This window comes from Nocardiopsis exhalans (assembly GCF_024134545.1).
GTDB lineage: Bacteria > Actinomycetota > Actinomycetes > Streptosporangiales > Streptosporangiaceae > Nocardiopsis > Nocardiopsis exhalans.
In genome coordinates this window covers 6,122,968-6,143,673 of the sequence record NZ_CP099837.1, presented here as the reverse complement: position 1 = coordinate 6,143,673, position 20,706 = coordinate 6,122,968, and the positions used below count along the sequence as shown (strand labels likewise).

Annotated in this window: 12 protein-coding genes; 4 read left to right on the top strand and 8 right to left on the bottom strand. The window is 69.9% G+C overall.

All coding sequences use genetic code 11. The features are described from left to right. Nucleotides 1-973 precede the first annotated feature (973 nt). The 4 genes from NE857_RS27205 to NE857_RS27190 are packed head-to-tail and all read right to left on the bottom strand — an operon-like array spanning nucleotide 974 to nucleotide 6,132. The gene (locus NE857_RS27205) at nucleotides 974-2,677 is read right to left on the bottom strand and encodes an ABC transporter ATP-binding protein (RefSeq protein WP_425572067.1); all 1,704 of its coding nucleotides are present in this window, start codon (nucleotides 2,675-2,677) and stop codon (nucleotides 974-976) included. Next, nucleotides 2,674-3,558 (bottom strand): ABC transporter permease, encoded by an 885-nt coding sequence (locus NE857_RS27200; protein WP_254418226.1) that lies wholly within the window; start codon nucleotides 3,556-3,558, stop codon nucleotides 2,674-2,676. Before NE857_RS27200 ends, NE857_RS27205 begins: the two co-directional genes overlap by 4 nt. After that, nucleotides 3,555-4,490, bottom strand: coding sequence for an ABC transporter permease (locus NE857_RS27195; RefSeq protein WP_254418225.1), 936 nt, complete (start codon nucleotides 4,488-4,490; stop codon nucleotides 3,555-3,557). Before NE857_RS27195 ends, NE857_RS27200 begins: the two co-directional genes overlap by 4 nt. Before the next feature lie 46 nt (nucleotides 4,491-4,536). Then, entirely contained in the window at nucleotides 4,537-6,132 is a 1,596-nt protein-coding gene (locus NE857_RS27190; protein WP_425572066.1) for an ABC transporter substrate-binding protein, read from the bottom strand. Nucleotides 6,133-6,876: 744 nt separating this feature from the next. Between NE857_RS27190 and NE857_RS27185 the strand changes: the two genes are divergently transcribed. Further along, nucleotides 6,877-7,410 (top strand): ATP-binding protein, encoded by a 534-nt coding sequence (locus NE857_RS27185; RefSeq protein WP_017581801.1) that lies wholly within the window; start codon nucleotides 6,877-6,879, stop codon nucleotides 7,408-7,410. 135 nt (nucleotides 7,411-7,545) lie between these two features. Here the strand turns inward: NE857_RS27185 and NE857_RS27180 are convergent, their stop codons facing one another. The 4 genes from NE857_RS27180 to hisS form a co-directional block, all read right to left on the bottom strand. Further along, the gene (locus tag NE857_RS27180; RefSeq protein ID WP_254422111.1) at nucleotides 7,546-8,394 is read right to left on the bottom strand and encodes an AMP-binding protein; all 849 of its coding nucleotides are present in this window, start codon (nucleotides 8,392-8,394) and stop codon (nucleotides 7,546-7,548) included. Nucleotides 8,395-8,807: 413 nt separating this feature from the next. After that, the gene (locus tag NE857_RS27175) at nucleotides 8,808-11,405 is read right to left on the bottom strand and encodes a LuxR C-terminal-related transcriptional regulator (RefSeq protein ID WP_254422110.1); all 2,598 of its coding nucleotides are present in this window, start codon (nucleotides 11,403-11,405) and stop codon (nucleotides 8,808-8,810) included. A 165-nt stretch (nucleotides 11,406-11,570) separates the two neighbouring features. After that, the gene (locus tag NE857_RS27170; RefSeq protein WP_254418223.1) at nucleotides 11,571-14,021 is read right to left on the bottom strand and encodes an ATP-binding protein; all 2,451 of its coding nucleotides are present in this window, start codon (nucleotides 14,019-14,021) and stop codon (nucleotides 11,571-11,573) included. Nucleotides 14,022-14,372: 351 nt separating this feature from the next. Continuing rightward, entirely contained in the window at nucleotides 14,373-15,701 is a 1,329-nt protein-coding gene (gene hisS / locus NE857_RS27165) for a histidine--tRNA ligase (RefSeq protein WP_254418222.1), read from the bottom strand. Between the two features lie 755 nt (nucleotides 15,702-16,456). Here hisS and NE857_RS27160 point away from each other — a divergent pair. The 3 genes from NE857_RS27160 to NE857_RS27150 all read left to right on the top strand — a co-directional run bounded on the left by NE857_RS27160 (nucleotide 16,457) and on the right by NE857_RS27150 (nucleotide 19,991). Continuing rightward, entirely contained in the window at nucleotides 16,457-17,104 is a 648-nt protein-coding gene (locus NE857_RS27160; RefSeq protein ID WP_254418221.1) for a GTP-binding protein, read from the top strand. Between the two features lie 130 nt (nucleotides 17,105-17,234). Continuing rightward, nucleotides 17,235-19,541, top strand: coding sequence for an accessory Sec system translocase SecA2 (gene secA2 / locus NE857_RS27155; RefSeq protein ID WP_254418220.1), 2,307 nt, complete (start codon nucleotides 17,235-17,237; stop codon nucleotides 19,539-19,541). 147 nt (nucleotides 19,542-19,688) lie between these two features. Continuing rightward, nucleotides 19,689-19,991 carry a DUF6406 domain-containing protein gene (locus NE857_RS27150; RefSeq protein ID WP_254418219.1) on the top strand — a complete coding sequence of 101 codons (303 nt, stop codon included), beginning with the start codon at nucleotides 19,689-19,691 and terminating at the stop codon, nucleotides 19,989-19,991. The last annotated feature ends 715 nt before the right edge of the window (nucleotides 19,992-20,706 follow it).

Here is a 20,706-nt window from a genome sequence, read left to right as displayed (position 1 = left end):
GTGGCCGTCTGCGCTGCGCGCGTCAAGGTCGTTCGTCCTCGCTTCGCTGCGGGCGCTCCACCTTGACCCGCTTCGCTGCGACGGCGGTTGGCGGCTGTCGGGAAACGGGGGAGGTGTGGTCCGGGGTGGCAGACGGGCCGGGCCCTGACGGGGCCCAACGGCAACGGCAACGGCCAACTGCGCGGCCTTCGGCCGGTGCCCTCCCCACGCCGGAGCCCACCGCCTGGACGTGTCGCGGCCGGTCAAGGTGAGCAACGAAAAGCCGCAGCGAAGGCCCCGGTCTCCCCAGCCCTGCGCGGACCGGTTCGCGTGTCGCGGCCGGTCACTCGCCCGGACGGAAAAGCGGCAGCGAGGGAAGCAGCCTCCCCAGCTCTGCGCGGATCGGGTCGCGTGTCGCGGCCGGTCATGCGTGCCATCGGACACCCGGTGGCGAGGCTGGGGTTCAGCGCTGTGGTGTTGGCCCTGGGGAAGCCAGGGTGTCCGTAACCTGCGCCTGGGGGCTGTCCGCTGCTTCCGAAACCCCCTCATCCCCGGTGATCTTGCTACCAGAAGCAAGTTCGGCGCTGAACTTGCTTCTGGTAGCAAGATCATCTTCGGGAAAGGGGCCGAAACCGTGCTCGGGGCCTGGGGGTGCTCCCTCCTTCGCTGCCGCTTTTCGTTGCCCGCCTTGACCGGCCGCGACACGTGGCCCGATCCGCTCCGGGCTGGGGAAGGCACCGGCCGAAGGCCGAGGTAGTTGGCCGTTGCCGTTGGGCCCTTTGGCCCCTTTGGGGGCCGTTCGCGACCCCGACCACACCTCCCCCGTTTCCCGACAGCCGCCGTCGCAGCGAAGACGGCAACCATCAAGCGGCGGGAAACGGGGGAACCCCACCACGCCAGTCCAGGCCAGGTTCCCAGCGGGAAACTCGAAAAGCGAGGGGCCGGATGCGTATCCGGCCCCTCATACCTGCTCTTTCAACCCAACCCTTACGGGCTAGCCCTCGGTCAGCCGGTCCCGCAGCCGTTCGTCGACGTCCAGGCCCAGCCGCTCCGGGGCGCCCGGGAAGGACAGTTCGAAGTCCGGGGTGTCGGCGATCAGCGCACGCGTGTACTCGTGCTGCGGCGACGACATCACCTCGCCCACCGGCCCGTACTCCACGATCTCGCCCTTGTTCAGGATCGCCACCCGGTCGGCGATGTTGGAGACCAGGGCGATGTTGTGCGTGACGAACAGCAGGGACATGCCCTGGTCCTGGAGGTTGCGCAGCAGCTTCACGATCTCCGCCTGCACCGAGACGTCCAGCGCTGACGTGATCTCGTCGCACACCAGCAGGTCCGGGCCGGTCGCCACCGCGCGTGCGATGCACACGCGCTGGCGCTCGCCACCGCTCAGCTGTTCGGGGAAGCGGTCGGCGTAGGACGCGGGCAGCGCGGCCCGCTCCAACGCCTCGGCCACCACACCGTCCGGGTCCGCCGGCCTGCCCACCAGGTGCCGGTACGGGCCCAGGATCTGGTCCCGCACCCGCTTGCGCGGGTTCAGGGCCTCGTACGGGTTCTGGAACACGTACTGCACCCGCCGCCGCTGCTCCGCCGTACGGCGGTAGCTGCTGGTGGCCAGCGGAACCCCGTCGAAGAGGATCTCCCCGGTGAACTGGTGGTGCAACCCCGCCACCGAACGCGACAGGGTCGTCTTGCCCGAACCCGACTCGCCCAACAGCGCCACGCACTCGCCCCGGGAGACCGACACGTTGATCCCCGTCAGCACCTGGGTACGCCCGTACCCCGCGGCCAGGTCGGAGATCCGCAGCAGCGGCTCCTCCTCCTCGGGCTCGGCCTCCTCGTGCCCGGACGTCTTCAGCAGCGGCACCGCCATCAGCAGCTGCCGGGTGTAGGAGTGCTGCGGGTCGGACAGCACGTCCGAGGCCCGCCCGCGCTCCACGACCTCGCCCCGGTACATCACCGCGATGTCGTCGGCCAGGTCGGCGACCACGGCCATGTCATGGCTGATGTACACACCGGCGGTCCCGTAGTCGCGGGTCATCGACCGGATGGTCTCCAGCACGTGCGCCTGCGTGGTCACGTCCAGGCCGGTGGTCGGCTCGTCGAGCACGATCACGTCCGGTCGGCCCACGAACGCCATCGCGATCGCCACCCGCTGCTGCTGCCCGCCGGACAGCTGGTGCGGATACCGGCGCAGGAAGGCGTCGTCGTCGGGCAGCGCCACCTCGCGCAGGACCTCGCGGACCCGCTCCATGACCTCCGCCCCCGAAAGCGAGGCGTCGTGCAGGGCCTCGCTCAGCTGCACACCCAGCCGCAGGGCCGGGTTCAGCGCCGAGGCGGGCGACTGCGGGATGTAGGCCACCGCGCGGCCGCGCAGCTCCCGTACGCCCCGCTCGGTGAGACCCGCCAGGTCCTTGTCGCCGACCAGCACATGGCCGTCGACGATTTCTGTGCCGCGCTTGCAGTGAGCGAGCAGGGACAGCCCCAGGGTGGTCTTGCCCGAACCGGACTCGCCCACCAGGCCGAGGATCTCGCCCCGCTTGACGGTGATGGACACACCACTGATGATCTCGACGTCCGAGGGGCGCCCGATCACCGTGAGCCCGTCCACCACCAGCACTGTCTCGTCGTCGCCGGAGCCGTAGTACCCCTCGGAGCCGTGGTACTCCGCGCCCTCGTAGTTCTCGTTCCCGGTCACTTCTCGACCCCCCGGTCGATACCGATCGCCGCACGGGAGAGCCCGTCGGTGATGAGGTTGGCGCCGACGGTCAGCACCGCGATCGCCGTCACGGGCAGTGCCACCGCCCACGGCTGGATCGCCATGCCCTGGCGATTCTCGTTGATCATCAGGCCCCAGTCCGCCGTCGGCGGCTGCAGGCCCATGCCGAGGAAGCCGAGCACGGCCACCACGCCGATGGAGTAGGTCAGGCGCAGGCCCAGCTCCACCAACAGCGGGCTGGTCACGTTCGGCAGGATCTCCACCGTCATGATCCGCCAGCGCGGCAGCCCGATCGCCTCGGCCGCCTTCACGTAGTCCTGCTCGATCACCTTGCGGGTGGCCTCGCGGATCACCCGGGCCACCCGTGGCATGTGCGAGACCGCGATGACCGCGACGATCAGCCACACCTTCGGGCCGATGATCGACATCACCAGCAGCGCCGCGATCAGCTGCGGGAAGGCCAGCAGCACGTCGTTGGTCCGCATGAGGACGTCGTCCACCCAGCCGCGTCGGTAACCGGCGATGATGCCGATCACCGTTCCGGCGGCCACACCGATACCGGCGGCGGAACCGGCCAGCAGGAGCAGTGTCCACCCGCCCCACAGGAACCGGGTCAGCACGTCACGGCCGCGGTTGTCACCGCCGAACAGGGCGTCGTCCACGCCCGTCTCGAACGGCTTGGCCACGAACTCGGTCGGGGTGTAGGGGGCCACGAACGGCCCCACCACGGCGATCAGGACGATGAGGCCGGTCAGGACCACACCGACCTTGGTCCGGCCGAACCGCCACGCGGTCCGGAACAGCCCCGGGCGGCGCCGCGCGGGCGTTGTGCTCGTCACGCTTGTCGAAGGTCCACTCATCGGTTCGCGACCCTCACCTTCGGGTTGGCCGCCAGCCCGATCACGTCGGCGATCAGGTTGACCAGGATGTAGACGCCCGCGATGAGCAGGACCACGGCCTGGATCAGCGGCACGTCACGGTTGTCGATGGCGTCCATGAGGACCTTGCCGATACCGGGGAAGTTGAACAGGAACTCGATCGCCACCACGCCGCCGGCCAGCCAGGCCAGCTGGAGGGCGACGACCTGGGCGACCGGGCCGATCGCGTTGGGCGCGGCGTGGCGCCACAGCACCTTGCGCTCGCTCATGCCCTTGAGCCGAGCCTGCTGCACGTACTCGCTCTCCAGGACCTCGATCATCGTCGCCCGCATCATCCGCACGATCGGCGGCGCGACCGCCAGGGCCAGCGTCAGCACCGGCAGCACCCACTGCTCGGGGCCGCCCGCACGGGCGTACACCGACGGGAACAGTCCCAGCCCGCCCGGGCCGAGCAACAGGATCAGCAGGATGCCGACCACGAACTCGGGGATGGACGCCAGGACCAGGGTGCCCATGGAGGACGTGTGGTCGAAGGCGCGGTCCCGGCGCAGGGCGCTGAACGCGCCGACGACCAGCGCGATCGGGGTCGCCACCAGGGCCGCCAGGCCCATCAGGGTCAGTGAGCTCTTCACGGGGCTCGCGAGGTACTCGGCGACGGGCATCCGGTTGGAGAACGAGGTGCCCAGGTCGCCCTGGAGGAGCCCTTGGAGCCACTGCATGTACTGCACGGCAACCGGTTCGTGCAGGTTCAGCTGGTTGCGCAGCGCTTCCAGACGCTCCGGGGTGGCGTCGCGACCCAGGATCAGCTGGGCCGCGTCGCCGGGCAGTGCCTGCGTGGCCGCGAAGACCACGAGGGACACCGCCCAGAGCGTCAGTGCGCCGAAGAAGAGGCGGACGACGATGAGTCGAGTCATGGTGTGCTTTCGGTAGCGGTATGGAGCTTCGGGGGCCTGGGGCCCTCTACTGCTCCATCCACATGGTGTGGAAGGCGTAGGAGCCGAGCGGGTGACCCGAGACCGAGGGGCGCAGGCCGTGCACCGCGACGGTGTGGGCGTCGAGCAGGTTCACGAAGCCCCACACGATGTAGCCGCCCTCCTCGAACTCGATCTCCTGGGCCTTGCGGATGAGCTCGTTGCGCTCGTCCAGGTCGGCGGTCTGACGCGCCTCCTCCAGGTACTCCAGCCACTCCTCGTGCTCGCCCCACATGGTCTCGTTGTAGGGGGCGCCCACGATCGAGCCCTGGGCGGTCTGGGTGATGTAGCCGCGGGCGCTCCAGAAGTCCTGGCCGAAGGGGTAGGGGAAGCCCTCCTCCGGGTTCCAGTAGTCGCTGGAGTTGACCCGGCGCAGGTTGACGGTCACCCCGGCCTCGCGGGCCTGCTCCTGGAAGACCTCGGCGGCGGCGATCACACCGGCGTTGATGTCGGCGGTGACCAGCTCGACCTCCAGGCCGTCCTCGTAGCCGGCCGCGGCCAGCAGGCGCTTGGCCTCGTCGATGTCCTGGTCGCGCTGCTCGAAGTCCTCGGGGTAGGACGGGTCCATCCGCGCGTACATGTCGTTGCCGATCTGGCCGTACCCGGCCAGAGCCTGGTCGATCATCTCCTGGCGGTCGACGATCAGGCGGAAGGCCTGGCGCACGCGGACGTCGTCGAACGGGGCCTCCTCGATGTTCATCGTGAACGGCAGCCACATGCCGGTCTCCGACTCGAGGATGTTCACGTTGGGGTCGGCCTCGATGATGGAGACCTGCGCGTGCGGGACCTGGCTGATCACCTGTACGTGGTTGCTGTTGAGGGCGTTCACGCGGGCGTCGTCGTCGGGGAAGTTGATGATCTCGAGCTTGTCCACGTAGGGCTGGCCCTCGATGTGGAAGCCGTCGTGGCGCTCGAAGACGCTGTACTCGCCGACCTCGAACTCGGAGTACTTGAAGGGGCCGGCGCCGATCGGGTTCGCCGGGTCGTAGCCCTCCGGAACGATGCAGTTGTAGTACTCGGCGAGCGCCTCGGGCAGGGTGACGAAGGGCTCTTCGGTGCGGATGATCATGGTGCGCTCGTCGACGATCTCGCTCGCGTCCAGGTCGACGCCCTCGAGGTCGCCCGCGCCGCGCTGGGGGTTCTCGGGGTCGAGGATGCGCTCGAGGGAGTACATGACCGCGTCGGTGGTGACCGCGCTCTCGTCATGGAAGGTCAGGCCGTCCCTGAGGACCAGTGTCCACTCGGTGCCGTCCTCGTTGGGCTCCAGCGACTCCGCCAGGTAGGGCTCGATGGTGCCGTCGTTGTCGAAGCGCATCAGCGCGGCGTAGAGGGCGTAGTTGCGCGCGATGTCGACGTTGTCGGTGGGGGCGTGCGCGTCCAGCGTGTCGCTGGCGCCGCCGCCCGCGACGCCGACCTTCAGGTGGCCGCCGCGCTGGGGCTCGCCGTCACCTCCGGTGCCGCCGGACTCGGAGTCACCGCCGCAGGCGGCCAGGACCGGGACGACGGCCGCACCGGCCGCGGAGGCCTTGAGCAGGCTGCGGCGGGAGGTGAGGTGCTTCAGAGCAGGGGTGGAGTCTTCGGGCATGGCAGGCACGGGGACACCTCGTGTGGGGCTGGGGATGGGGACTGTAGTGATACCGAGACCGCCGTGACGGGCGGTTGCCGGGGGGACGCCCCCGGGGTGATGGTCGGCATCGGCCCAATCGATCCTTGTTCGCACTACAGGAAGCGTCAAACGAAGTCGGGACAGGGGTGGGGATGTCCGGGAGGTTTCTTACGGCCTGTCCGAGATGGTGCTGGAGGGGATGTTGAAACCTGCTGTGGCCTGGGGGGTTTCAGGCGAAAGGGGCGAGTGCCACACACGGTCGTGCGTGCACGGCCCGAACGTCGTGGTAGGGGTGCTGGGCACGCTTCCACCGCCCGCTGTTGTGTCCTCATCGTTGTCGCCGGGTAGCGAAAACGTGGCGTTTAGTCGCCGATTTTCTGTCTTTGTCGGAGGTGCGGTCACATAGGGTGACCATTCTCGGATGTGTGCGAGGTGGCTCCCGGGGCGGAATCGACAGCCGCGATCGTCGCCCCGGGTCACGTGCGTCCCAGGGGGAGGGCCGGTTCCGGTCAGGTATTGCCTGCGTGTTACACCTCACATGGCCGGTCCTGGACCCCGGGTCGTTTCCTTTGTCCATATCGGGGAGGACACGGAACGGGGTTTTGTGACCAAACCCCGGCGAGACGAACACGGGTGTGCTGTTCTGGACCCGGTACACCCTTGTCTAAGGTGAGTGCAGGCGGCGCGACCCGCGCGCCCGACGCGGGTGATTGGAGTGACCGGATGGCTGAGGCGAGGCAACTCCGGGACTATGTGCCCGCGGACGCCCCAGAGGCCGCGACGGCGACCGCACCGAGGATCGACGTCGGAGAGCTCACCGGTGGGGTCACCGACCACACGGTGTGGAGTTGTGCGGGGAACCTGACCGCGGTCCGGTCCATCCGGGCCCGGGTGCGCGAGTTCCTCACCAGGACCGGGCACGGCGAGGAGGCCCTGGACGACGCGGAGCTGGCCGTCAGCGAACTGGCCACCAACGCCCTGCTGCACTCGCGCTCGGGACAGAGCGGCGGGGTGATGACCCTGTTCATCCGCTCCGACTCCCAGCGGCTCCGCGTGGCCGTCGCCGACCAGGGTGATCGCGACCCGGCCGATTCCGAAAGCGGCCACACCCGCGAGGACGGCGACGACTTCGGGCGCGGCAAGTTCATCGTCGACAGCTGCGCCACGCGCAGCGGTGAGTACTGGAGCGAGGCCACCCACGTGGCCTGGTTCGAGATCGACGACGCCGGTGAGTCCGTGGTCGCCGAACCCGCCTAGAACGCTTTCCGTGCCGCCATTCACTCCGGACGACACTGTGACTCCGGACGACTCTGTAACTCCGCACGGCTCTGGCTCCCGCCGCCCGGAGCCGCCCCGGCGAAACCCCGCCGGCTGTTGAGGTGTTCCGGTTTCCTAAAGAGCCCCGCCGGCGTGTGGGAAGCCGATCCTGGTGGGGGCGGGGTCGCACGCGACCGTCACCCGCCGTCCCTCCGGGGGAGGGCACTCGTCGCCCGCCACCACACACGCCCCGGTCCACAGCGCCAGCGCCACCAGCGCCAGCCGGGTCGCCTCGTCCCCGGCCTCGCCCACCGCCACCACGTCCTCGGCGGTCAGAGCCAGCTCCTCGCGCAGTTCGGCGAACCGGGCCAGCAGATCGTTGTGGGTGTGCAGGGTGGTGAGGATGTCGTCGCCCGCGGGCTCGTAGCCCAGGTGTCCGTTGTCGAACAGCCCGCGCGCGGGGCTGTACCCGTTGCCGTCCGGGCTGGGCAGCAGGAGTTCCTTGAAGGGCGTCGTGCCCAGTGCGGACCCGAACGTGATCACCTGCCGGACCCGGGACCGCTCGGCCAGCTCCAGCGCCCTTCCGGCCAGTTCCTCACTGACCATGAGCAGTCGGGCGTCGGTCTCGGCCAGGGCCCGGCACTGCGTGCGCAGGTCGGATTCGGGGGAGACGGTCAGCGCGCGTCCGCCGACGGCCATCACCGTGTAGGAGGCCAGGAAGCGGTCGGGGGAGATCGGGGCGAGTACGCCCACGACGTCCCCGAGGCACATTCCGCGGCGGCTCAGCCCGGCCGCGGCCTGCTCGACCGTGGCGGCGAAGGTGAGCGCGTCGGTCCGGCCGGACCGCCCGCGGATCGTCCCGCCGCGTCCGGGCCTGAGTCTGAGACGTTCACACAGCCCGCCGGTGAGTGAGCCGATCGGGTCGTCCCGACGCGGCAGGTGACGGCCGGGTCGTCCGGTTCCAGAAGTCAGCCCTACCCCCATGCGTTCCCCCACTCGAACAGTGTGCCCGCGGGCCCGCTGCCCGGGCTCGTCACGCCCCCTCCACGTGGCGAGCCCGGAAGCGCCGTGCCGGGCGTTCGTCGCGAGGGACCTCCCCAGGTCTTCCCCCACGCCGGCGCGGTTACCCACCGGCCCCGAGAGCGTCCACGGAGCCGACGGCCCGACGGTCCCCCGGTGTTCGGCCCGGGTCCCGACGGCCGGTTCTGGGAGCGCTCAGACCTGGTCCGTGCGGTGCCAGGAGCCTGATGTCCCATGGCTTGAAGCCTAGCGTGTTCACAGCCAAATGCACATGCATCTTGCTATGCAGATGCATATGTAGATTCGTGGGCGCCCGGGGACTACACAACCCGCGCGGTGCCGCTGGGGGCCACCCGCGCGGACGGGTCGGACGGGGTTCAGGCCGTCCGGTGCCGCTCGATCCACGCGGTGATCTGTGTGCGCGAGTGGAAACCCATCTTCCGGTTGATGTTGGCGACGTGTCTGGCCGCCGTCGACGACGTGATGAACAGGGCCCGGGCGATCTCCGGGTTGCTCTTGCCCGTGCTCACCAGCAGCGCGATCTCCAGCTCGCGCCGGGTCAGCAGCTGCCGGGGGCTGGTCGACTCGGGGGAGGGCACCGGGGCGGGGGCGGACGCGCCCTTGGCGGCGGAGCCGTCCTTACGCCCGCGCCGTGCACCGGATCGCGAACCCGAGCCGGAACCCGCACCGGATCGCGAACCCGCACCCGAGCCGGAACCCGATCGTGAACCTGCACGTGTACTCGAACCCGGGCGGCGGCCCTCCTCGGCCAGCCGCCATGCCTCCCGGACCACCTCCGACTGGCCCAGCAGGTACCCCTGCTCCCACCAGCTCACCAGGTGACGGCGGCGCCGCCGGACCCGCTCCACGTCCACGAACGGCCACGGGGCACCCTGCACGGGCAGTCCGACCCGGGCGCGCAGCGCCGTCGCCGCCCCGGCCAGGCGGCAGGCGGGTTCGCGCAGCCCGGAACCGAACGCCACCCGGGCCAGCGACACCAGACTGCGGGCCGCTTCGGCGCGCTGCCCGCTGGTGTGGCTGATCAGCAGCCCCTCGCTCAGGTAGTCGTAGGCCTGGCTCGTGGAACCCTGTGCGTGCGCGACCCGGCCGATCCCGGCCAGGCATCGGGCCTCCTCGGCCACCGCGCCGATCATCCGCTGGGTGTCCAGCGCCTCCCGGTAACAGCGGTCGGCGGTCATCAGGTCGCCGTTGACCTCCGCGGCGCGGGCCTGTCCCAGCAGGACCACGCCCACCCCCCAGCGGTGGTCGATCCCGCGGAGCAGGGTCAGCGCCGCGTTGTAGTGCTGGTCGGCGGTGGGGTAGTCGCCCTGCTGGGCCACCAAAGCGGCCCGGGTACCCAGGGCGATCGCCTCGCCCCACAGGTCCCCGGCCTCACGGCACAGCCGCAGGGCCTCCTCGACCCGCACCGAAGCCCGGTCCAGGTTGCGTTCGCGTACCTCCACCAGCGCCAGCAGGTTCAGGACGGTGCGCACGAACACGTCGTCCCCGGCCTCACGGCACAGCCGCAGCCCTTCCTCGCCGGCGCTCACGGCCAGATCGTGGTCCCGCCGCACCCGCGCCAGCTGCGCCCGACCCACCAGGGCCCGCGCCCGGGAAGGCGCCTTGGCGGTCTCCTCCAGGGCCAGCAGCCGATCCATCCAGTGGGCGCCCTCGGAGTAGCTGTTGTGGCTCACCCAGTGCGCCACCAGGCTCACACACAGCCGCAGCCCCGGCTCGGCCGCGCCGCGCTGGTGCGCCCAGCGCAGCAGCGACCTGAGCGTGTCGTACTCGGCGATGACCCGCTGGCGCCCGGCGTCCCGCTCCGCCCACGGCATCGACCGGCTCGACTCCAGCCGCTGCCCCAGGGCCTCGGCCAGTCGCAGCATGCGCTCCAGCAACCGTTCCTGGAAGAGCTCGGCCTCACCCGCCTCGACCAGCAACCCGTGCGCGAACAGCCGCACCGCCTCGGGCAGCCGGTAGCGCACCCGCCCCTCGAACTCGCCGGTCACCGTGATCAGCGACCGGTCCAGCAACGAGGTGAGCAGGTCGAGGATGCCCGACTCGGGCAGGGACCCGTCCGCGCACACCTGCTCGGCCAGCTCCAGGTCCCAGCCGCGGAACACCGAAAGACGGCGCAGCAGCACCCGCTCGGGTTCGGGCAGGGCCCGGTAGACGAAGTCCAGCACCAGAGGCAGCACCTGGCTACGTGAGACGGCCTGCCCCGGCCCGGGCTGGAGCGCGGGGGAGGCCAGGTGCGCGCGCAGTCCCTCGGTGAGCGCGTCGATGCCCTCGTCCGGGGCCCGCGCGCCCAGCACCTCGATACCCAGCGGAACGCCCCCGGCCAGATCGCACAGGGTCGCCACTGCCTCCAGCTCCGCACCCGAAGCGGTGAACCTCGGGTCCCGGGACCTGGCCCGGTCCAGGAACAGCCGCACCGACTCCGCGTCGGCCGGGTCCGGCGGCGGGGCGTTGCGCGCGGCCACCGGCAGCGCCATCGGTGGCACCCGCCACACCGTCCCGCCGGTCAGCCGTACCGGCAGCTCACTGGTGAGCAGTACCGACACCGCCGAGCATTCCGTGAGCAGGGCCTCCCCGACCTCGGTCACCTCGTCCGCGATGTGCTCGCACGAATCCAGCACCAGCAGCAGCCGACGGTCCCGCAGCGCCTCGGTCACGGTCGCCGCCAGGGGCAGGCCCGGTTCCTCGATCACACCCACGGCCTGGGCGATACGCGCGTGAATCTCCAGCGTGGTGCGTACGTCGGTCAGGTCCGCGATCCACACCCCATCGGGGAAGGAGACCGTGGACTGTTCGGCCACGCGCAGGGCCAGTCGCGTCTTGCCGATCCCGTCGGAGCCGCAGAGGGTCACGGACCGGCTGGAGCCGAGCAGGCGGAGCAGATCGCTCAGATCTCGCTCCCGGCCCACGAAACTGGTGCCTGGCCGGGGGAGATTGTGCCGCGCTGGCGCGGTCAAAGGTGCCATGGCCTTCACAAATAGGGGCTGTCAGGGGTGGTCTTGTCCGGGGGAAACTCGGGGGCGGCGGGGCGGACGTCATCGGGGTGGGCGGAGGTGGTTGGGCTTTCTGGTTTAGCGGGTGCACGCGCACTGTGCAAGTGCTCAGGGGCGAACGTGAGTCGTTCAGCCGGGTTCTCGCGGTGAAGCCCAGCCGGTCAACTGCGTCCTGGACGAAATCGAGAGTTTTCTGAAGATGTTCGCGATATGGCGCGCCGCGGTGGCCTGGCTGATGGTGAGCCGTTGGGCGATCTCCCGGTTGGACAGGCCGCGTTCGGCCAGCGTGGCGATCTCACGCTCCCTCGGGGTGAGCGCGTCCGCGCCGGTCAGCCGGGGCGTGGGCGGGCGGGGGAAGGCCAGGGCCCGATCACGCACCTGCTCCAAGGGCAGCGAGCGCCAGGCGCTCCACGCCTCGGTGGCCCGCCCCGACCCCACCCTGCGCTCCACCGCTGACCGCAACCGGACGGTCTCCGCCGACGGCCGGTCCAGCTCGGCCCGCAGGCTCGCCGCCACCCCCGCCAGCGCGGCCGCGCGCGTGGGCTCCTCCTCGGCCAGGGCCAGCTCGGCCAGGGCCTCCAGCGCTCGCGCCACCGCGATCCGGCGGCCGGACGTGAAACTCACCCGCAGGCACTGCGCCAGCGGCTCCCGCGCGGACAGGGTGTCCCGTTCGGCCAGATGAAGGCGGCCCAGGTCCGCTGCGCACTGCGCGGCCAGTGGAGCCGAGGGCAGCTCACCGAAGACCTCCAGCGCCTCGGCGAACAGCTCCTGCGCCCGCTCGTGGTCGCCGGCCTCGGCCGCGATGGACCCCAGACCGTGCAGACATCGCGCCTCACCCCAGCGGTCGCCCAGGTCCCGGGCGGCTCGCGCGTTCTCCTCCAGGTGGGTGACGGCCTCCTCGGTGGCGCCTCGGCGCCGGGCCAGCTCGGCCAGCACGCCCCGGGTGGTGCCCTCGGTCATCGGGTCACCGGCCTGGGCCGCCCACGCCAGGGCCCGCTCGGCCTGGCGCTCGCCGTCCTCCAGGGCACCGGTGCGCAGGGACAGGGTGGCCGACGTCGCCAGCGCCGAGGCGGCAGCGGTGGACTCACGGCAGGCCCGCGCGGCCTCCAGGGCACAGGCGGCCAGGGCACCGACCCTGGCCGCGGCGTCCACGTCCAGACGCAGCTCCGCGTGCAGGGCCAGCGCCCGGGAGCGCAGCGGCGGCGACTGCTCGTCGGGTTCGTGTGCCAGGACCTGCTCCAGGAGCCGACTGCCCTCGGCGGACAGGTCCCGCACCAGCCAGTAGGTCCGCAGCGCCACACACACCCGCAGGGCTTCGTCCACCCGCCCCCGGGACAGCGCCCACGCCACGATCCGGGCGTGGTTCTCCCGGTGGTGGTCGTACATCCGCAGCCGGCCCAGGCGTTCCTCCCAGGTCTGCGGGACGGCGGCGCTCTTGGCCTCCTCCTCCAGCCGGTTGACGGAGAAGCGCAGGTACCGCTCCCAGCGCTCGTCGCCGTCCGAACCCAGCTGCTCGGCGGCGTAGACGCGCACCGTCTCGGTCAGGCGGTAGTGGGCGGTTCCGTCGATCTCCGAATCCAGCACCACCAGCGACTTGTCCATCAGGGAGAAGTGCAGGGACAGGATGTCGGCGGGGTCCACCCCCTCGCCCGAGCACACGTCCTCGGCGGCCTCCAGGTACCAGGTGGAGAACACCGAAAGTCGGTGCAGCAGCAGCCGTTCGGCATCGGAGAGCAGGTCGTGGCTCCACTCCAGCACCGCGCGCAGGGTGCGCTGGCGGGCCGGGAGGTTGCCGGTGCCGTCACTGGTCAGGAGCTGGAAGCGGTCGTCCAGGCGGCGCAGGATCTGCTGGACCGACAGCACCCGCACCCGGGCGGCGGCCAGCTCGATGGCCAGCGGCATGCCGTCGAGCATCCGGCAGATCTCCGCCACGTACCCGGAGTTCTCCCGGGTCATCTCGAACCCGGAGCGGGCCGCATGCGCGCGCGTGAGGAACAGGCGCACGGACTCGTAGCGCTGGGCGTCCCGCCTCGGGATCGGCGCCGGAACCGCCGCGTAGGGATCGGTGGGGGTGGGGCGAGCGGGCAGGGACAGCGGGGGCACCCGCCAGATGGTCTCCCCGAGCACGTGCAGCGGCTGGCGGCTGGTCACCAGGATCCGGACCCGGGGGCAGTCGCGCAGCACGGCCTGGCAGAGCTGGGCCATCGGTCCCACGGCGTGCTCACAGGTGTCCAGGAGCAGCAGCATGTGCTGGGTGCGCAGCGCCGTGATGACACCGTCCATCAGGCTCTTGGCGTCGCCGGTGGCCGCCTGCAGACCGGCGGCGACCGTGCGCAGCGCCTGCTCGTGGTCGGAGGCCTCGCTCAGGTCGATGAACCGCGCACCGTCCGGGAATCGGCGCAGCACGCGCTCGGCCAGGTGCAGGGCGAGTCTGGTCTTGCCGATCCCGCCGGTACCGGTCAGCGTGAGCATCCGGGACTCACCCATGATGCGGCTCAGGTCGACGATGTCGCGTTCACGGCCGACGAACTGGATGAACTCGCCGGCGGACAGGGGCAGGTTGTGGCGGGGAGGTGACATGGCCTCGATTACTAGAACACCGAAATCGGCCCGCGACGTACGCGCGGTACGTCACGGAGTACAGCCTGTCCCAGTCTGGCACCCGGACCCACGAACTGTCTCGGGAATGGCCGGTTCCGGCACGGGAGGTCGCAAACCACCCCGTGCCGGACCAGAACCTGCTAAGGACCGCCTGCGGAGCGAGGGCGCCGACAGGGTGCGTCAGCGTTGAGAGCCGCTGCCCTTCGAGGTGCCCGAACTGCAGGCCGAAGAAAGCACTGTCCGCCTGCGGAGCGAGGGCGCCGACAGGGTGCGTCAGCGTTGAGAGCCGCTGCCCTTCGAGGTGCCCGAACTGCAGGCCGAAGAAAACAGCTACAGCACGGTGCCCTGCGGGGTCCAGACGGCCGGGTCGGCCGGGCCCTGCTCGCCCTTGCCCATGTCCTTGACCTCGTGCTCCCCGCCCTGCTCGAACGGCGGGAACCACACGAAGGGGATGCCCTTCTTGGACGCGTACTGGATCTGCTTGCCGACCTTGGCGGTGGAGTGGAACACCTCGGTTTTGAAGCCGCGTTCGCGCAGCAGCTCACCGGTACGCAGCGCCTCGGCGCGCTGCTCTGCCCCCGGGACCACCACCATCACGTCGGTGGGGCAGACCCGACCGGTCTCGATCCTGCCCTCGGTCACCAGCTTGGCGAAGATGCGGGTCAGACCGATGGAGATGCCCACGCCCGGCAGCCGCTTGCGGATGAACTGACCGGCGAGGTTCTCGTACCGGCCGCCCGCGCAGATGCTGCCGTAGTCGGGGTCGTCGTCGAAGGAGGCCTCGTAGACGGTGCCCGTGTAGTAGTCCAGGCCGCGCGCGATGGACAGGTCCGCGACCACGCTGCCCTCGGGCAGGTCGGCGAGGTCGTTCAGTACGAAGGCCAGCTCGTCCAGGCCCTCCTCCAGCAGCTCGGAGGCCACTCCGAGCCCCCGGACGCGCTCCACCACGTCCACGCCGGTGCCTTTGATCCGGGCCAGCGCCAGGCAGGGGTCGATCTGCTCGGCGCTCAGGCCCTCGTCCTGGAGGATCTCGCGCACGCCGTCGTCACCGATCTTGTGGAGCTTGTCCACGGCGCGGATCACCGCGATCGGGTCCTTGATGCCCAGGCCCTCGTAGAAGCCCTGGAGCACCTTGCGGTTGTTGACGTTGAGCGTCCAGGCCGGGATGTCCAGCCCGCTGAGCACCCGGTGCACGATCCGGGGCAGCTCGGCATCGAAGTGCAGGGGCACCGAGTCCACGTTGATGACGTCGATGTCGCACTGGGTGAACTCGCGGAAACGGCCCTCCTGCGGGCGCTCCCCGCGCCAGACGCGCTGCATCTGGTAGCGCTTGAACGGGAAGGTCAGCTCATTGAAGTGCTGGGCCACGTACCGGGCGAAGGGCACGGTCAGGTCGAAGTGCAGACCGAGCTTGGCGTCGGAGTCGTCCTTGGCATCGGCCTGGAGGCGGTTCAGGGTGTAGACCTCCTGGGAGGTCTCGCCCTTGGCCATCAACACGTCCAGGTTCTCCACGGAGGGGGTCTCCACGGACGCGAAGCCGAAGGACTCGAACCCGGCGCGGATATGGTCCAGCCAACGCTGCTCCACGGCCCGGACCTGTGGGGTCCACTCGGGGAAACCGCTGATGGGAGTGGGGCGGACGACGCGCTGATCGGACATGTGGGGTTCTCGGCTCCCTTGGGAGTGTTCGGCTTGCTTGTGGGAAAACAACCCCTCGACCCGTCTCGCGCGCGCACGCGCACACGGCGATTCAGTGATCGGCGCCGTTCGGGGAGGGTGCCCGTCCATCCTACGCACCCGGAGCAGGGATGCCCCCACAACAACCGCCACCGGCCCACGTGGACGGTTGTGGGCCGGTGGGGCTGCGGAGCGCCGGTCGGGGGAGTACGGCCGGTCCGACGTCGAAGAGCGAGACGTCGGTGATGGTCGTGCGCCCCAAGGCGCCGCCGAGGGCCCCGAGGTGGCCGCGTCCTCGTGCCAGGAGTCCGTTGCGACCGCGCTTAGGCGGGTGCCCTGTACTCCACCGTAGATGGCGGGGGCAGTGCCGGACAGGGATTGGCACGGCCGAAAGCGGCCGAAAATGGCCGCTCACAATGTCGTAAAGTCGACCTTCCGGGGTACAGGAGTGTGCTTGTCTGACTACGGTCCGTTCGTCAAGACGGACTCCCTGCCACGAGGCGGACATCCCGCCTCGGGGGGTCTTCGGCTGTGCGTCGCCCGAAAAGTGCGGAGTCGTCGGAGATGTGACCTCGTGCCCCACTGTGCCGAAACCCCGGATTCCAGCGCCGTCCGGTGTTAGGTTCCTGGTGCGGTCGTTCCCGCGGAGGTTCGGACCCGGGAGCACCGCGTCCCTCCAGACCGGGTCATGCGAGCCAACTGTCCGTGCAGGCCCGGCACTCTCGCTAGGACAAACTGTGATCCACTCAGCTAACAGCACGAACAACGTCCACGCACCCACCGAACTGTCCACCAAGATCATCATCGCCGGGGGCTTCGGGGTCGGAAAGACCACGTTCGTCGGGGCTGTGTCGGAGATTCCCCCGGTCCGCACCGAGGCCGCGGTGACCGCGGCCAGCGCTGGTGTGGACGACCTCTCGCACACCCCGGACAAGACCAGCACCACGGTGGCCATGGACTTCGGCCGGATCTCCCTGGACACCGACCTCACCCTGTTCCTGTTCGGCACCCCCGGCCAGCAGCGCTTCTGGTTCATGTGGGACGACCTGGTACGCGGGGCTCTGGGCGCGGTGATCCTCGCGGACACCCGGCGCCTGGAGGACACCTTCCAGGCCCTGGACTACTTCGAGCGCCAGTACCGTCTGCCCTTCGTCGTCGCGGTCAACGAGTTCGACCCCGAGAACGCCTACAGCGCCGAGGAACTGCGCGACGCCCTCGACCTCACCCCGGACGTCCCCGTCGTCTACTGCGACGCGCGCGACCGCAAGTCCGTGGTCCGGGTCCTGGTCACCCTGGTCAAGCACGCGATGGCCGTGGAAGCACGCCAGCGCACCCAGCGCACCCAGCGCACCCAGCCCACTCAGCGGACCCAGCTCGTCACCTGACCCGACCCCGCAGAACCGGCACGAACCCCTTCCCCCCCAGGGGGTTTCGTCCGACTAGTTCGTACTAACGATCACCCGAGGGGAACCATTCGGTTGTGTCCGGCGTTACCCTGGCGTGGTGTTCGGACGAATGGCAGAAAGCGTCCGCCGCCTACTGGGCAAGCCCGGTGCGGTGGACCTGCGGCCCTATACCAAGCTCCTGCCGGCGATCGAGGCCGAAGAGGAGGGCCTGCGAGAACTCAGCGACGAGGAGCTGACGGAGAAGGCCATCAACCTCGGCTACGCCGAGCTCCCCTACTCCCACAGCGACCTCGTGAGTCTGTGCGCGGTCGGTCGAGAGGCCGCCCGGCGCACCCTCGACGAGCGCCCCTTCGACGTGCAGCTGCTCGGTGTGATGGCCCTGCTCGACGGCCACGTGGCCGAGATGGCCACCGGTGAGGGCAAGACCCTCGCCGGTACCCTCGCCGCCGCCGGGTTCGCCCTGCGCGGCAAGCGCGTGCACGTGCTCAGCGTCAACGACTACCTCGCCCGGCGCGACGCCGAGTGGATGCGCCCCCTCTACACGATGCTCGGGGTGACCGTCGGCTCCATCAGCGAGGAGGCCACCGTCGCCGAGCGCAAGGACGCCTACGCCTGCGACGTCACCTACGCGGCCGTCAGCGAGCTCGGCTTCGACGTCCTGCGCGACCGCATGGTCACCGACATCGACGACCGGGTGGTCCCCGAACCCCACGTGGCCATCATCGACGAGGCGGACTCCGTTCTGGTCGACGAGGCCCGTGTGCCGCTGGTCCTGGCCGGTGCCGCCGAGGCCGTTCCCGCCGACGTCGAGATGGCCGACGTCGTGCGCGCGCTCAAGCCGCGCCTGCACTACGAGATCGACGGCGAGGGACGCAACGTCCAGCTCACCGACGCCGGGATCGACGCGGTCGAGAAGGCCCTGGACGGGGTCGACCTGTACTCCGAGGACGACACCTCGGTCCTGCCGCAGGTCAACCTCGCCCTGCACGCCCAGGTGCTGCTCCAGCGCGACGTCCACTACGTGGTGCGCGACGGCGAGGTGCGGCTCATCAACGAGTCGCGCGGCCGTATCGCCCTGCTCCAGCGCTGGCCGGACGGCCTCCAGGCCGCGGTCGAGGCCAAGGAGAAGGTGGCGGTCAGCGAGACCGGCGAGGTCCTGGACTCCATCACCGTCCAGTCCCTGGTCCTGCGCTACCCCACCCTCGCCGGCATGACCGGTACCGCGATGAGCGTCGCCGAGCAGCTGCGCGAGTTCTACGAGCTCGAGGTGGCGGTCGTCCCCTCCAACAAGCCGAACATCCGGGAGGACCACGGCACGCGCCTGTACGCCACGCGCGAGGAGAAGGAGGACGCCCTCGTCGAGAAGGTGGAGGAGGTCCACAAGAGCGGGCGCCCGATCCTCATCGGCACCCAGGACGTGGCCGAATCCGAGCTTCTGGCCGACCGGCTGCGCGAGGCCGGGCTGGAGAGCGTGGTCCTCAACGCCAAGAACGACGCGGACGAGGCCTCCATCATCGCCGAGGCCGGCACCTACGGCGCGATCACCGTCTCCACCCAGATGGCCGGACGCGGTACGGACATCCGGCTGGGCGGCAGTGACATGGCCGACCGCGAACGCGTGGTCGAGACCGGCGGTCTGTACGTCATGGGCTTCGGCCGCTACCCCAGCAGCCGTCTGGACGGCCAGCTGCGCGGACGCGCCGGGCGCCAGGGCGACCCCGGCGACTCCATCTTCTTCGTCAGCATGGACGACGACCTGCTGGTGAACCACGCCCCCGAGACCACGGGCTACCAGACCACGGCCGAGGGCGAGATCACCGACGAGGGCTGGCTGGCCATGGTCGGTCACGCCCAGCGGGTCTCCGAGGGCCAGCTGCTGGAGGTGCACCGCAACACCTGGCGTTACAACAAGCTCATCGACGTGCAGCGCGAGGTGGTCCTGGAACACCGCGAGCTGGTGCTCACCGGCGGGCAGGGCGACCGGCACGTCAAGGCGGACCGCAAGGAGCGCCACGAGGAGCTGGTGGAGGAGCTGGACGCCGAGGAGGTCGCCAAGGCCGCCAAGCTGATCACCCTCTACCACCTGGACCGCGGCTGGACCGACCACAACGCGTTCCTGTCGGAGCTGCGCGAGGGCATCCACCTGAGGTTCCTGGGCCGCCGCGACCCCCTCGACGAGTTCAACCGCGAGGCGGTCCCGGTCTTCAAGGGCTTCCTGGACGACGCGCGCTCCCGTGCGGCCGAGAGCTTCGAGGAGCTCGAGGTGGTCGACGGCGAGCTTGACGTGAGCTCGGTCGGGGTCAAACGTCCGTCGATGACCTGGACCTACATGGTGCACGACCACCCGTTCAGCTCGGCCCTGGAGACGCTCGTGGGCCGGCTCAAGGGCGGCCGGGGCACGTCGAGCGGCGACTGATAATTCGCTGAACCGCCGCTTGCGCGGGTCGGGACCAAAGTCCCGGCCCGCGCATTACTTTTGTCGGCTAGTCTGCTCAAAACGCTAATCTTACCCGCCGGTTCCCTGTCCAATTGGGTGGCGCGGGTTAATATGGATGCGTTTTCAATGGAATTCGAGACGGTTGGGACTGAATCCACGGTGGTCCACGAGATCGGCGCGCAGGAGAAGATCAGTTACGGTCGCAACGACCGCTTCGCGGGCGGACCCGTTGGCGGAGGGAGCTTCTGGACCGACGACGACGGTCAGCCGGTGGCCAAGATCGGCGGTCCGAAAGACTGGCGCCCCACGCCCATGATCGATGTTCGGGTGGGTGATGTGTTCAGCGTCGGCGGCCAGGTGTGGCGGGTTACGGAAATCGTTGACGCAGATTCGCCCGGTGCGTATCTGCTGGCTACCCGGATTAGCTGAACTCCCTCCCCGGCGTTGATCCCGGGGGGGATTTGTGTTGGGCCCTCGCTGGAATTGCAACCCCCTGCAACCTTCCCCTGGTCATGGCGGAGCGTTTCCTGTTTCGGTTTTCCGGCGAGGGCCTTCTTGTTTGCCCCTTTTTCTTGCTGGCTCTTTCCGGGCTGTTCTCGCCCGCCCGCCGTGACCTGCCCTAATGGGAGCTACGATGCGGTGGCGCTGGTCTCGCCCAGGGTGAATCGAGACATTCCGGTTATCTGAAGGGGGGTGTTCGCGTTACCGGTGCCTCGTTAACGTCTGTGGTGCATGGTGCGCCCCGAAGTGTGTGGGAGGGTCCTTCGTCCACCTGGGGTACGGGTTGTCGCGCCTGGTCACTGCCGGTCCCAGGGGCTGTCCCCCGCCCCTGGGCCTGGCTGGCCCCTCTCTCCGGGCCCCTTCTCCGTCACTCCGGGGTCCTCCTCCTCTCTTCGGGCTGTCCCCGGTCCCTCTTGTCGATCCGCTCCGTGTGCCGCTTCGCGCACCGGGCGGCTTTCTCGTGGCGCCTCCGTGCTGGCGGCCCCGCAGGAGTAGATCCTGTTGCAGAAGATCTGGCTGTCCCGGATTGACTGGTTTCTCCGGGTGAGAGGGCTTTCTTCAGAAAACCGAGTGGCGCTCGGGTCTTGCGGTAGAACGCGTTCCAGTATTAGCCTCTGGGTGTGCCTCGCCCGGTGAGGGCACC

Excerpts from the sequence above, each read along its gene's own strand:
- NE857_RS27200 (WP_254418226.1), bottom strand. The coding sequence starts at position 3,558 with ATGAGTGGACCTTCGACAAGCGTGACGAGCACAACGCCCGCGCGGCGC.
- NE857_RS27195 (WP_254418225.1), bottom strand. The coding sequence starts at position 4,490 with ATGACTCGACTCATCGTCGTCCGCCTCTTCTTCGGCGCACTGACGCTC.
- NE857_RS27190 (WP_425572066.1), bottom strand. The coding sequence starts at position 6,132 with ATGCCCGAAGACTCCACCCCTGCTCTGAAGCACCTCACCTCCCGCCGC.
- NE857_RS27185 (WP_017581801.1), top strand. The coding sequence starts at position 6,877 with ATGGCTGAGGCGAGGCAACTCCGGGACTATGTGCCCGCGGACGCCCCA.
- NE857_RS27180 (WP_254422111.1), bottom strand. The coding sequence starts at position 8,394 with ATGGGGGTAGGGCTGACTTCTGGAACCGGACGACCCGGCCGTCACCTG.
- NE857_RS27170 (WP_254418223.1), bottom strand. The coding sequence starts at position 14,021 with ATGTCACCTCCCCGCCACAACCTGCCCCTGTCCGCCGGCGAGTTCATC.
- hisS (WP_254418222.1), bottom strand. The coding sequence starts at position 15,701 with ATGTCCGATCAGCGCGTCGTCCGCCCCACTCCCATCAGCGGTTTCCCC.
- secA2 (WP_254418220.1), top strand. The coding sequence starts at position 17,235 with ATGGCAGAAAGCGTCCGCCGCCTACTGGGCAAGCCCGGTGCGGTGGAC.
- NE857_RS27150 (WP_254418219.1), top strand. The coding sequence starts at position 19,689 with ATGGAATTCGAGACGGTTGGGACTGAATCCACGGTGGTCCACGAGATC.